Below are 13,707 nucleotides of genomic sequence, written 5' to 3' on the forward strand. Positions count from 1 at the left end.
GTCAAATACGAAGACAGCCCGAACGATCAGTCGTTGGCAAAATTCCGGATGGATCAGGTCAAACGCGCCATCTCCAGAGCCAAAATTACTGAAGGTCTGTGTGTGCAGAGCGAAACCAGCAATCAGGGCAAAGTGATCTGTGCCAGCGTCAGCATGACACAGCCAACTTAACGGGAGCCGGAACGGATCTTACCGAAGAGATCCGGGCCGCCACTCCATTCCAGGGCATGCAGCGTTCCGAATGCGGCTTAAGGGCCGTCGCTTTCGTTTGTCCGCCGGGGAGCTTTCTTTCATAATAAGTAGAGAGGGGATTTAGATTTCTGAAGGATCCGGAGTTTTTTGCAGATTCAATATTCGTATCCAAAAACGAGCATATTCAGGCTCTTCTTATGATTATGACACTGGGCCTTGCGGTATTCAGCGGACTGGAATGGAAGTTACGGAATGCTATGAAAACTGCAAACGTTATGCTCAAAAGTCAGACAGGAAAACTCACTGACAAAATAACAATGCGGTACGTGTTCCAGATATTCAGCACCGTTCTCACTGTCATTCTGGAAAATAGGGAAAGGCTGTTCTTTCACATTAGCGATCAGGCCTGCCAAATACTGGAATTACTGGGGAGCAGATACCAGAAAACCTATGGTGGATAATTTTTAAAAAATTATCATTTTTGAGGCAATAGGAAATTAACCAGCTTCAACTGCGAAATGTAAGTTACAGGGAAGATAGTCCGGGGATGAAAACTGGTGTTTTTTACCTTCCGGAAAGCTTGTCCGGCTTTGGTATTTTCGATGGGGGTAACGTTTTTGAAGATCCCGGGGGATAAAATTTTGAACTGGTTAAAAAAACGGGAAATAACGTTTAAAGAAAACCGGAGTCTGGCCGCTAAAATCTACGCTAGGTACATAAACCCAGTATATTTGGAGAACCCGCTGCATTTGCAGTGCATTAACTTTCTCGAAAGCGCTGGAGTTTGCTTTTTTATTGTCCGGGAGCAACAGGATTCCGGATTCGTTTACAAGAGGTAAATGTTTATGAAAGGTAATCAGGGTTTTACTTTGATTGAGCTTGTTGTAGTGATTGTAATCCTGGGCATTCTTGCAGCTACTGCCGCTCCTAAATTCATGGATCTGCAGAAGGACGCCCGTGTTTCTGCCCTTCAGGGACTTCAGGGAGCCATCAAGAGTGCTGTTAACATGGGGCATGCCAAGTCCATTCTTAACGGATCTGACAAGGCGAAGTACGCTGTCGGAAGTGCTGTTCAGAGTTCAGATAACTGTGGCGACGATGTAAAAATCGTAGATGATATGACTAAGATCTGCACTATTTACGGCTATCCGGCAGCAGCCAAGAACGGTATCATTTCTCTTTTGCAGCAGAGCTTCTCCGAGCCCTCCGGAACAGCCTGTGATGCAACTGAGGACTGGTGTCTGTATACCGTTACCGGAAGCGATACTACAGAAGTGGTCTTTGCTCCGAAGAGCTCTGCAGGCTATGACAGCTCCGATCTTAAATCCAGCTGTGCCCTGCAGTATAAGCTTGTACTGGATAACACAAATAAGAAGGCTACTGTTACCACCACTCTTTACAAGGATGGCTGCTGATATTCTGCGGCAGTTCTGGACTGCGGTTCCTTAGCATAAATTTAGAAGGCTGGCATATAACCAGCCTTTTTTTGTGATGCAGATCATTAAAATGTTTTTCTGAAAACGTTTTGTTCAAACAAAAAATATCTTATTATTTAGAATTGTACGACAAGCATCATTAGCGGATGATGCCAAGCGAACATATTGAGAGATTTTTGAAATGAACAAGAATACCGTTATTGGCAGAATTTCCGGTTTTGGCAGGGGCTTTCTCGGCAGTATGGTGCTCGGCGCAGCTCTCTGTGGAGCCTTTGCTGATTCCGCATGGGCCGGCAATAATAATAAGGAGCTTACCCAGGCTGATATTCCGGCTCTTAAGAGTGCCTACTATCTCATGGATCTGGAATCGGATCTGCATCGCTATGAAACATCAATGCTCATTATCACCAATGTTACCAACAGGGACGACTTTCTGGTAAACCGTGATGAGCTCTGGGCCAGCCGCGAAGAGCTGAGCTACGCTATTGCCAGTCTCGAGAACAATCCCTACGCTCCCGAGGCCGGGAATATTAAGGAAATTACCGATACCCTGGCGGAACTTCTGATCAAGTGCGAGGAGTATGCCAATCTTCAGAATGAGCTCATTGCCCGCAAGAGCAAGATTGATGATCAGGTGGCGGATCTCAAGTCGATTTTCAACGACATAAATCATGCCCAGAATCTGATTTCCCACCGGCATCTGTCCGAGGAACAGCTGGAAACCTTCAATAATGTGAAGGATGCCGGATCCATGCTGGAAACCATGATGAAGTCCTATTTCGAATCCAGTTTCAGCAGCAATGACATGCAGGTTTTCGCCCAGCAGATGCAGAACAGCTACAATGCATTCTCCGCACTGGTGGAAAACGCGCTTCCGGCCTTTCCGGAGTATGAATCCTCCTACAAGAAGCTGAAGAACTACTATGAAGGCATGTTCAAGGAACGCGGTGCCGGCACCATGTACTTCAATTACCTCCAGCAGAAGGACGGTCAGGCTCAGACCGAGACCTATTTCTTTAAGACTGTTCACGATATCTACAAGAAGATCAATAAGATTGCTGCCCGTTACAAGGCAAATCTCAGGCTCTGATGCTGTTTTCTGTCTGATATTTTTTCGCAGTTTTCGCAACCGCCATATGTTTTTCGGTATATGGCGGCTGTTTCTTTAAGGCGGTGCTGTTTTTGCTGACGGCAGTGCCTTTTTGTTGTCTTTGTTCACAAACTTTCGGATTGCCGGGTATTCATGCTCAGATATTTGATCATGTCGCTTTTATTTTTATTTCAAATGATCTAAAAATGGCTTAGCACGGGCTGTCTTAGTATCAGCCCTGAGCAGAAGTTGTTGCCGTTGTAGTATAAGACTGATTCTCCGCTGACGGAATGGCAGGACGAGGCTGTGCCGTTGCCGGGAAGGGGAATGCTGTGGGTCTTTTGGTGTAAAGAAATGTCCTATGAACAATTTTAGCAAGTTTTTAGCGGTGTTAAGGGATAAGCTGCGCCGTGTTGATTATAAGGAAGTCTGCACGCTGGGGCTGTGGTCTTATGTTGGAAAGTCTGTTCTGCACAGCGTTTATATAGGTTTTGGCATTCTCATTGTTTTTCTCGTGTCTCTGGCGCTTCTGAGTATTTCCAGCAGCCGTTCCGTGTTTTCGTCGATTTCGTATATCACCGATGACGTGCAGCCGATACTGAATCAGGCAAATGAAATTGAAATCAATATGCTTCTGGCAAACCGGGATCTGGTTACCCTGCTTAATGAAAAGGATTTTTCCAGACTGGAGCAGGATATTGCCAGAGTTAAGGAAACCAGACAGCGTTTTGTGCAGTCGCTGGAGCAGTTTACGGAAACCGCCCAGAATTTTGACGGAGTAATGGAGCACGTTACCACCCTTTCGACTTTGGCCAAGAGTTATCTTGATGCCACCGACAGCATGCCGGTTCAGGTGGCGGATCTTATGAAGCTTAAGAAGACTTCCACTAAAAACAAGGGTGAATACCGGACCTGGCTGACGCTCTTTCATTCCGAGGAGCAGGCTCTCAAGGCGGCTATTTTTGACGACTACGTCGCTGAACAGTTTATGAACATGACCTCCGCCCAGAGTCCGGTAGAAGCAAAGGCAGATGAAATTCTCTCCAAGGAAAACATCAAGGAGATTAAGGCCGGTCTTGAATTTGTTGCCAAAAGGTATGAATTTTTTGAGGAGCTGGTAAATATCCTCAAGGTGGAAATGCCGGAAGTGGACAACAATATGGGGCAGTATTTCCGGAACTTCAAGTTCAATATGACGGACCCCAAGGGACTTCTGCACGAACATGCCAGACTGGTGGAGGTTCAGTCCAAGATTGAGGAATCGGCACGGCAGTCAGCAGAATCGATTGAACTGATTAAGGCTGAGATTCTGGCTATTCAGGATACAGCTGTGGATATGATGACCAATTCCACTAATGTTTCCAAGAATACCTACAATTCTTCGGAGAGCACCATGGTGTTTGCGCTCCTGGTCGCAGTCATACTTTCCGGTCTGATTCTGATTACCCTGAGTATGAGTATCAGAAGACCAATGCAGAAGATTGTTGGCGGACTCAGCGATATCAGCAAGGGGCATATGGACAAGGAACTTGCCGTGGCGGAAAAAAACGAATTCGGCAAGATTGCGGCCTATCTGAACAATCTGACCAACCATGTGGGCGGGGTGCTTCAGGAGATTTCGGATGCCTCCAGCAACCTCAAGAAGGCCTCCCAGGGCAATCTTAAGGCATCAGACTCGGCGCATTCCTCCATCAATGCCCAGCGTAAGGAAACTCTTGCGGTATCCGGCTCCATCGAGGAAATGCTCAAGGCTCTGAAGGCAGTGTCTGTTGCCACAGATCAGACTCTGAATGAGGTGCGTAACGCTGAGAAGCTGACCATGGATTCCCACAAGATCATGTCTGAGACCATTGAGACCGCCGGCAGTCTGGAAGCACGTCTCAATGAGACAGCCAAGGTTATTTCTGACATCAACAGCATGGGTGAAGAGATTAACAAGATTGTCAATATCATCAGCGGGGTTGCCGAACAGACCAACCTTCTGGCTCTCAATGCGGCAATTGAGGCTGCCCGTGCCGGAGAATACGGCCGCGGTTTTGCAGTGGTTGCTGATGAGGTGCGGCATCTGGCACAGACCACTGCCAGCAGTACCAAGGATATCCGGAATATGATAGGCAATCTGCATACTCTGGTTTCCCAGGCGGTGGAGCATGCCAATCTGTGTGTGGACGAAATGAGTCTTACCAGAGAGAATTCCTCCCGAACCAATGCGGTAATCGATGAGATCCGGAATACCATAACAAAGATTGCCAGCATGAGTGCCACTATTTCCGAAGCTACCAAAGAACAGACCGCTGCTTCGAATCTGGTGGCCGACAATATCAGAAGGATTAACGAGATCTCGAATGAGACGCAGATTCAGTTCGATGCTGTAGCTGAAAGCTGTAAGGAGCTTGACAACCTTGCCGGATATCAGACTTCGCTGGTAGGTAAGTTTGTGCTGAAACCGCGGACCGACAATAGCGGGCGTCTGGGCACGGATACGGTTCAGACTGCGGTTTCTGAAACTCCAAAGAAGTCTGAAGCTCAGAATAAATCTGCCGGGGCAAAAAAGGCTGAAGCTTCGAAGAAGCCCGCACCTGTAAAGGCCGGAGAAGCTCAGAAGCCTGTTGGTGCCAAAAAGGATGAAGCTTCGAAGAAGCCCGCACCTGTAAAGGCCGGAGAAGCTCAGAAGCCTGCCGGCGCCAAAAAGGCTGAAGCGCCGAAGAAGCCCGCACCTGTAAAGGCCGGAGAAGCTCAGAAGCCTGCCGGCGCCAAAAAGGATGAAGCTTCGAAGATGCCCGCACCTGTAAAGGCCGGAGATGCTCGGAAGCCTGCCGGCGCCAAAAAGGCTGAAGCGCCGAAGAAGCCCGCACCTGTAAAGGCCGGAGAAGCTCAGAAGCCTGCCGGCGCAAAAACGGCTGAAGCTCCGAAAAATCCTGCTCCCGCAAAGGCCGGTGATGGCAAGAAGGAAGAGGATATCAAGAGTCCTTTTTCAGGAAGCCGGATGGGAAGATCAGCTTTTGCTCCCTAGATATGGAGAACTGAAAGGGATAGAAAAGCATTTTTGAGAATGATCGGGAGCAGTAAAATGCTCCCGGTTTTGTTTTTTTACTAATGGCGTATTAGGTCTTAAACCTTCGTTTTAGGGCTTCAGGAATTCCTGACAGGTTTGCTGGTGAATATCTTGTAGGTATCTTATGCATGACGCTGCGAGAGTGCTGAAACCTGCGGTATGCCGTTAAAAGAGGCTGTGCGGGTTGCAGTCCTCGTCTCGTGGGTGGCTGGGCTGGCGGACCGGACTAGCAAGGCTGCGGCGATATTGGGAATCCGGCGTTGTGAGGCCCGCATTATGGGGGAATCTGCAACAGTCTGAAGACCTCTAACCGGATCCGTCTGCCGCAGGGAAACCGCGCATTCAGGATGGATCCGGCTAGGTGCTATTGTCCAGGCCGGGACAGCAGTCTGCCGGGATTGGAAGGCGGAAGGTGCTTCTGGCGCATCTGCCGGCAGGAATTCCCGAAGACAGAGAGCGAGCGGTGATTTTCGTGCCTAATGCTCTCCTAAACAGCTCCCGGAACCGAATCTTCAGGGGTTATTTCTGCTGGCTGCGGCTTTTGTTTTTTTTCTGGAGCTCCAGGATTTTATCCCGGGCTTCACCGCTGAGAATTACTCCGGTAATGGTCCAGTTAAGATACTGCTCATAGTTATCCGGGGTGATGTCATCAGCGAAAATGATGGTGCAGACCTCAGGGATGTCGGTTGCTCTGATTTCTTCATCCGGAAGATCGGCCACGATGTCGGTCAGCATTGCTCTGAAGTCAATTCCGTCAGCCCGGGCCTTTTCAACGATCTCCGCAGTGCTGAGACTGCTGTATTCGTTTTCCCAGTACTGTTCAGGGCTGATGTCGTTTCGGGTGTGCCGGCATTTAAGCTTGATGATGGTAGCAGCCACAATGCGGCAGAAATTCTTCTTATCCTCGGCGGATCCGATTTCAATGCAGGAGGTTACTACGTTTCCTTCATGAAAATCGACAGGACCGCTGGGAGAAACGGCACTGACAATGGTACGGTGCTGATGCTTCAGACTGTCCCAGCCGAACGGGGAGACGCTGCCGGAGGATTTTCTGCTCCAGTTTTCATCAGTGGCGATATCGCCATTATCATCGGTATCGTCATCATCTTCCTTGTTGCAGTTCAGAAACTCAAAAAGAAACTGCTTGACGTTCCATACGGCAAAAGCTTCGCTCCACGCTCTTCCCAGTACCAGCTTTTCCTTGCCGTTGGGGTTCAGGCAGCAGGCCAGATCCACCACGCTGTTCAGAATTTTGATGAGCTTTTCCGGATCTCCGAACCCCACCAGGGTGCTCAGTGAATCAAAAATGGGAGCCTTGTCCAGATTCTGCAGCATGGCTTCCTTCATGTCCAGTATCCGGCTGACACGGCTAATGCTGTCTCCCATGAAGTCGGAAATCATTTTTCGGTCATAGACAATGAGTGTCTGGCCGTCCAGGGCCTTGTGGATGAACGGAACAATTTCCGCAAAAGTCGGATATTCAGCTACCTTTTCCGGAGTGATTTTGGCGGAGGGCTGATAGTCCTGCCAGGAGTCATGATGCTCCGGCTTTACCAGAGAGGCGAATTTTTCATGGGCGCTTTCGTCAAATATGCATACTTCCAGTATTTCGTCTTTGGCAGGATCCGAACCGGTGGTTTTTATGGCAAGATAGTTAGGCATAACTCTGCTCCTGATGATTTTTGCTGTTCAGTCTCCGGAACGGCGATTATCGCTTTCCCGTTCCGCGCGCCATTTCCGGACTGCTGCGGGAACTCTGCCGTTCCAGCTGACGCTAAGAATATTTCCGTTCAGAATTTTTCTGGAAATCAGGTAAAAGCCGCCGAGGCTGGCGGGATTAATGCCGTTTTCCCAGGGGGAAAAATCGGTCCATTCTCCGATTACGGCATTGAATTCGGCATGAAACAAATCGTCCCATTCCCAGGAATTGGCCATTTTGCTGACAGCGTCGTAGGCAACGGTAATTCTGCGGCCGTGAAATCTGGCGGTAATGACCACTCTGGTGGCGGGGCGCTCCCTGCGCTTGTGAGGATGTCTCATTTTTTATGCTGAAAAGCTCCGGTCGGTATAGAAATAGTGGACAGAAGTGTCTGAAAGATATCTTATAAAAACCCCGGGGTATTAAGTCAAGCTATTTTTTGGAAGAATCGCGGCAAATCTTCGGTAACTGCTGTTTCCGGCGGAATTTTCTCCCGGTTCCGGATGTTTTCGGAACCAGGAGCCTCCGGCCGGCAGTATTGCGAAAATCAGGGGAATAATCCCGGAAAAACGCCGGGAGTTTGTTCCAGAAAATCACAATTTTTCAGAAAAATTGTGTGATACGGCAGTTTTTTGTGAAAACGTTCTTTGATTTTTGGAGAAAACATTTACCATATCCGACATCGGAAACCCGTTTTATTAGGGTTTTCGAGTACTATAACAGGGCTTTCAGGGATGAAAAATGCCCGAATAGAAATTGAACACGTAATGAAAAGCATGGATATCGTTAAAATTCTGCTGACGCTGGCTCTGGGAATTTCAGGCAGCGCCGTGGCGTCTTCGTATGAAGTCAGGACGGATCTTCTGGGGCGAAGACAGGTTTATCTCAATGAAAGTCTCGTGGTTACTGCCGCTGAAAAGCAGGGCGGAACGTTTTACTACGATGCGGAAAGGAATGAAATCGGGCATGCTTTGATCCTTGCCGATGGCTGTACTGTTTATTTTGATGCCCAGGGGGAACTGCAGGGCACCTCCTGTGCCAATTCCCAGGGGCGTCCGGAATATCGTGATGCCGACGGCAGGGAACTGGAGACCGGCGAGGAGAAACCGGTAATGTTTTTTGAGGAGATTATCGGTTCCGGAGGCATGAATGCCTCTTCCGGCGAGAGCTCTTCAGGTGCGATCCGCGGCGGAACCCGCAGGCTGTTCTGACGGTGTTTTGGCAGCACGGTTCCTGATTTCTGTTTTTGTGAAGCCGGTTCCCGGTGTTTTTCAGCCGGGGCCGGTTTCAGTCATTTATGGCCTTTTTCGGATATAATATCCGGTGTCCGTTCTTCCGGACAGGATTTTCGTAATCAGGCCGTCCGGTGTCATGCAGCCGGGCAGACGGTGTTTTTTTGAAGAATTGAATAATTATTGTTGAGAGATGTCGCGTAATGCTTAAGTATGTCAGGTGCAGACTGGCCCCTCTGGCGCTGGCTCTGCCCCTTTTTGTTTCTGCCGGCTGCGGACAGGATGCCAGCGAGCTTTACCAGGAAGCTGTGATGATGGAAAAATCCCAGGCCGATAGGGGCTATTCCCAGCAGGAGATTCTGCAGAAATTTGACGAAGCGGCCAAGGCCGGTTCCACGGATGCCATGCTGCATCTTGCCGGGATTTTCTGCGAATCCGGACAGCTTGCCGGATGCCGCGAGTATCTGCCTGAGGTACGCCGGAAAAATCCTGCGCTGGCTGATTTTTATGCCGGAATTTCCGATTTGGCGCAGACTCAGGAGGAAAAGGCCGTTGAAGAGCTTAAAAGTGCCCTTCAGGGCGGAGAGCGCCGGGCAGCCTACTACCTTGCGGAGCTCTATTACCGGCAGTATGCAGTGAAAGAGGCCGTCGGCTATTACGAGACAGCTCTTAAGGCCGGGGATCGCCGGGCGGCGCTTCCCCTGGTCAGGATTTATCTTAACAGCAAGAATCCGGCCTCCAATGTCCGCGGCTTCGGGATTCTGAAGGATATTCTGAAACAGGAGCCCCACAACCGCGAGGCGCTGGTTCTTTCGGCCAAGGCCTATATTCAGGGACTGGGAACTCCGGTCAGTATGGAAAGGGCCGGAGAGATTATCAGAACGCTGGGAGCTGCGAATCCGTCTCCGGATGTGGTTATTGTCCGTTCCCTCTATCAGATTGCCAGCAATGTGGAATCCCGGGATACCGGTATTGCCACCCTCAAGTCTCTGATTCAGAACAGCATGAACCCCGAAGCGGCCTATATTCTCTATGATATTTATTCCCGCGGGCTGTACGGCGTTGAGAAGAATCAGAAGGAGGCCATCTACTATGTCCGTATCGCTTCTGACGGCGGCCTGCCCAAGGGAATGCTGGCCCTGGGCGAAATGTACCGTCTTGGTCTGGGGGTAAATCCCAACAATGACGAGAGCTTCCGTCTGACCAGAAAGGCTCTGGATGCGGAGCCGGATCTGGTAGATGCCATGGTGCTTCTGGGCCGGTATCATGCCGAGGGCATCGGCACCAGAGTTGATCCCCGGGAAGCCTACCGCTACTATCAGGAGGCTGCGGAAAGCGGCAGTCAGCAGGCAGAGTATGAGGGGGCACTTCTGGTGCTGAAGGGGCTTGTTCCCGAAGCGAATTTTGCGGAGGCCATGAATACCTTCAGGAAGCTGGCTGATGCCGGACTTCCCGAGGCGGCGTTCCAGTACGGTCATATTCTTTTCCTGGGCAACGGGGTTCCCAGAAATATGACTCTTGCCGAGGAATATCTTAGAAAAGCAGTGGACAAGGGCATAAAGGAGGCATTCATGCCCTATGCCACGGTTCTGGATTTCAGGGGGGACTACGACAATGCCATCCTGTGGTACAAGGTGCTGGCAGATGAAAGCATTGGAACCGAGGTGAGTGCCGAGGCGGCTGCCCGTCTGGGTGAGATTTACGATATTCTGGGCCGTTACCGCGATGCCCGGCGCTATTATGAACAGGCCTACAATGCCGGAATTGCGGCCGCAGGCATCAATCTGGCCCGGCTGTACTTCATTGATGGGGATTATCCGAAGGCAGTGGCTATTTTCAGCAAGGAGGCTAATGAAGGCAATCCGGTAGCAGCCACCTTCATGGGCCTTATGTATGATCAGGGAAAAGGGCTTCCCATTAATGAAATCAAGGCTCAGGAGTGGTATGACAAGGCGGTCCGGAAGGGCAACGTGGATGCCATGTACCTGGAGGGGAAGCTGCTGCATTCCGGGAAGACTATTCCTGAGCATATGGCAGCAGGGGCCCAGAACCTTCTGGAATCCGCCGCCTGCCACGGCAATGAACAGGCTGCAATCTATCTGGGAACAGTGTTTTACCCGCTGGATTCCGAGTTTTTTGATGTCGGCGCTGCATGGCTGCGGTATGCTTCCGAAAAGCTGGAATCAAAAAAGGCCCAGGATTTTCTTTCCAAAGCCCAGGTTAACGGCGGTGGCAACTATGACAAGGTGCTGGCTCGCTGCAATCTGAAGAACTGACGGCCCTTTTCCGGCCGCTGCAACCGATCGGGCCCCTCCTGGCAGGCGGAACGGTCGGTTTTTCTTCGGGGGCATGCAGGAGGACAAAGACCTGTTTCATGCCGGCGGATTTATGTTACACTGATTCCCGGAAACCGGCTTTTTTCCGGTTTCGCTGACGGGGATCCATGCATGTGGATTTGGGCTTTTCGCCAGAAGAGGCGAAGGGCGGTTTGTGCATTTTTTCATACTACGGAGATCTGTGATGGCTCTGCTGAGAATTTCAAGAATTATGTTACTGGGCGCTGCAATGGCGGTGGCGAATACGGGCTGCGTTACTGCTCTGGTTGGAGCCGGAGCTGTGGGAGCCGTGGGGGCCGGAACCATGATTGCCGCAGACAGCAGAAGCACCGGCAGCATGATTGACGATGAATCCATCGAACTCAAGGGAGCCCGGATTGTCAGCAATAACCGGGAGATTTCCAGTGCCAGCAGGATCGATGTGGTTTCGGTAAACGGCATTGTGGTGCTTACCGGGCAGTGTCCGGACAAAGAATATATCGGCTATGTCAAGGATCGGGTTTCCAAGCTTGACGGGGTAAAAAAGGTTTACAACTATATCGAAAATGTGGAGCCGGTTTCCCTGGGGCAGCGTTCCCAGGATTCCTGGATTACCAGCAAGGTCAAGACCGGACTGCTGTTCGGCGAGAAGATCAATTCCGGAAGATTCAAGGTGGTGACCGAGAACAGTGTGGTTTATCTTCTGGGCTATGTTACCCGCGATGAGGCAGCCAGAGCAGTATATGTTACCAGGGATATCTCCGGAGTCCGGAAGATCGTCAAGCTTTTTGACTATATGAGCGATAATGCCAATCCGGCTCCGATTTTCGGCGAGGGGGATCGCTCCAATGTCTCCAACGAGGTAGGTGTCGGGACTGAGCCGGCTTCCGCTGCCAGACGGAAAGAGGAAAGCTCCGCCACGGCGGCACCTGTTTATCGCGAGGAACCCACGGTGCTGGAGGAATCCCTGCCGGTGGAAGCAGAGAGACCGCAGCCGGTAACGGTGAGAGAGCCGGAAGCGGCGGAGAGACAGCCGGTGCCGGTTACCGATATTCTGAGAGACAGCTCCGGCAGTGTGATAAAGCCGGTTCCGAATCCGGAGAGCGGTGCGGGAACCCGAAAGGCCACGCCGCTTATTGAGGATGTCAATATCCGGAATACGGCTCCGGCGGGAGTGGTAACCGATGATGATGACAGCTTCATTATAGAATAGGCTTTTTGGCGTACTCTGAGCCGGTTCCCGGAGGCACGGGGAGCGGCTTTTTGTTTCTCTGGCACGGCGTTTCCGGAAATCTTCATGACAGGGCCGGCTCTTCCTCGTTATTGATGAATTAAAGTCCCTGCGTTAAAATGATTCTGCCGGGGGAATCTCCCGGAAAGGCTTACCCGGAAGCCCGGAAGCGGTGGTGCGGCCATCGTAAGACCCGGACAGCTTCCGGAATCAGGAACTGTTTTAGATTTTTTCCTCTCTGACCGGGCTGCCCCTGAACTTTGGCACGGCCGTCAGAGGAAGGGAAGACTACCTGCTGGGAATGTGAAACTATGATAATTGTAACAGGCGGCGCCGGCATGATCGGCAGCAACATTGTCAAGGCTCTTAATGATCGGGGCTATCGGGACATTGTTGTGGTGGATCATATGAAGGATGGCAGAAAGTTTCAGAATCTTGCCGATCTTGATATCTGCGACTACATGGATCGCGATGATTTTATGAAATGCGTCCTGGAAGGGGATAATTTCTTCAAGTGGGGCAAAATCGAGGTGGTTTTTCATGAAGGAGCCTGCTCCTCCACTACCGAGTGGGACGGCCAGTACATCATGAAGAACAACTATGAATATACCAAGAACCTGTTCCATTACTGTACCAGCAGACACATTCCGTTCCTGTACGCATCCTCCGCTTCCACCTACGGCGGCAGGACGGATCATTTTATTGAGGAGAGACAGTTTGAAAAGCCCCTGAACGTTTACGGCTACTCCAAATTCCTCTTCGACCAGTACTTCAGAAATCACATGCAGGAAATTTCCTCTCAGGTGGTGGGGCTTCGCTACTTTAATGTTTACGGTCCCCGGGAACAGCACAAGGGCAGCATGGCCAGTGTGGCTTTTCATCTTAACAATCAGATGCTGGCCGGAGAGAATCCCAAGCTGTTCAAGGGCTGTGACGGCTATCCTGACGGCGGTCAGATGCGGGATTTTGTTTTTGTGGAGGATGTGGCCAACGTTAATATCTGGTTCTGGGAGCACGGCGGCCCTTCCGGAATATACAACTGCGGCACCGGGCACGCAGAGCCGTTCTCCAATATTGCCAAGGCCGTGATCAAGCATCACGGACGCGGCAAAATTGAGTACGTGCCGTTCCCCGAGAAGCTGGTGGGGCATTATCAGAGCTTTACCGAAGCCGATCTTACCAAGCTCAGGATGGCTGGCTGCGATGTGCAGTTCCATGATGTGGCATCCGGTGTGGCCAAGTATATGAAATGGCTTAACAGCAAGGACTAATGCTCCTCCTGGAGGAAGCTGGCCGGGCGGTTAAATCCTCCGGCCTTTATTATGAAATAAAGCTCCCCGGCGGACAAACGAAAGCGACGGCCCTTAAGCCGCATTCGGAACGCTGCATGCCCTGGAATGGAGTGGCGGCCCGGATCTCTTCGGTAAGATCCGTTCCGGCCCCCGTTAAGTTGGCTG

General features: G+C 50.8%; 10 protein-coding genes. 8 read left to right on the forward strand and 2 right to left on the reverse strand.

The genetic code is table 11. The annotated features are described in order from the left end of the window. Positions 1-389: 389 nt before the first annotated feature. The 4 genes from F557_RS0116025 to F557_RS21570 all read left to right on the forward strand — a co-directional run bounded on the left by F557_RS0116025 (position 390) and on the right by F557_RS21570 (position 5,731). Positions 390-653, forward strand: a complete 264-nt coding sequence (locus F557_RS0116025; protein ID WP_019003226.1) for a hypothetical protein — start codon at positions 390-392, stop codon at positions 651-653. Positions 654-1,037: 384 nt separating this feature from the next. Beyond that, complete coding sequence (locus F557_RS23545; RefSeq protein ID WP_026297973.1) at positions 1,038-1,607, forward strand: prepilin-type N-terminal cleavage/methylation domain-containing protein; 570 nt, start codon at positions 1,038-1,040, stop codon at positions 1,605-1,607. 202 nt (positions 1,608-1,809) lie between these two features. Continuing rightward, the gene (locus F557_RS0116040) at positions 1,810-2,718 is read left to right on the forward strand and encodes a hypothetical protein (protein ID WP_019003229.1); all 909 of its coding nucleotides are present in this window, start codon (positions 1,810-1,812) and stop codon (positions 2,716-2,718) included. A gap of 361 nt (positions 2,719-3,079) precedes the next feature. Next, entirely contained in the window at positions 3,080-5,731 is a 2,652-nt protein-coding gene (locus F557_RS21570) for a methyl-accepting chemotaxis protein (RefSeq protein ID WP_019003230.1), read from the forward strand. Between the two features lie 561 nt (positions 5,732-6,292). Here F557_RS21570 and F557_RS0116050 read toward each other — a convergent pair. Both F557_RS0116050 and F557_RS0116055 read right to left on the reverse strand, forming a co-directional pair. Beyond that, positions 6,293-7,435, reverse strand: a complete 1,143-nt coding sequence (locus tag F557_RS0116050; RefSeq protein ID WP_019003231.1) for a 3'-5' exonuclease — start codon at positions 7,433-7,435, stop codon at positions 6,293-6,295. Positions 7,436-7,462: 27 nt separating this feature from the next. Further along, positions 7,463-7,813 (reverse strand): hypothetical protein, encoded by a 351-nt coding sequence (locus F557_RS0116055; protein ID WP_019003232.1) that lies wholly within the window; start codon positions 7,811-7,813, stop codon positions 7,463-7,465. A 393-nt stretch (positions 7,814-8,206) separates the two neighbouring features. Between F557_RS0116055 and F557_RS0116065 the strand changes: the two genes are divergently transcribed. From F557_RS0116065 to rfaD, 4 genes are all read left to right on the forward strand, one after another. Further along, positions 8,207-8,683, forward strand: coding sequence for a hypothetical protein (locus F557_RS0116065; protein WP_019003234.1), 477 nt, complete (start codon positions 8,207-8,209; stop codon positions 8,681-8,683). Between the two features lie 224 nt (positions 8,684-8,907). Further along, entirely contained in the window at positions 8,908-10,980 is a 2,073-nt protein-coding gene (locus F557_RS0116070; protein WP_019003235.1) for an SEL1-like repeat protein, read from the forward strand. A 244-nt stretch (positions 10,981-11,224) separates the two neighbouring features. Next, positions 11,225-12,232 carry a BON domain-containing protein gene (locus tag F557_RS21575; protein ID WP_019003236.1) on the forward strand — a complete coding sequence of 336 codons (1,008 nt, stop codon included), beginning with the start codon at positions 11,225-11,227 and terminating at the stop codon, positions 12,230-12,232. A 329-nt stretch (positions 12,233-12,561) separates the two neighbouring features. Continuing rightward, positions 12,562-13,521, forward strand: coding sequence for an ADP-glyceromanno-heptose 6-epimerase (gene rfaD, locus F557_RS0116085; protein WP_019003238.1), 960 nt, complete (start codon positions 12,562-12,564; stop codon positions 13,519-13,521). Positions 13,522-13,707 lie beyond the last annotated feature (186 nt).

Source organism: Succinimonas amylolytica DSM 2873 (genome assembly GCF_000378405.1).
Classification (GTDB): domain Bacteria; phylum Pseudomonadota; class Gammaproteobacteria; order Enterobacterales; family Succinivibrionaceae; genus Succinimonas; species Succinimonas amylolytica.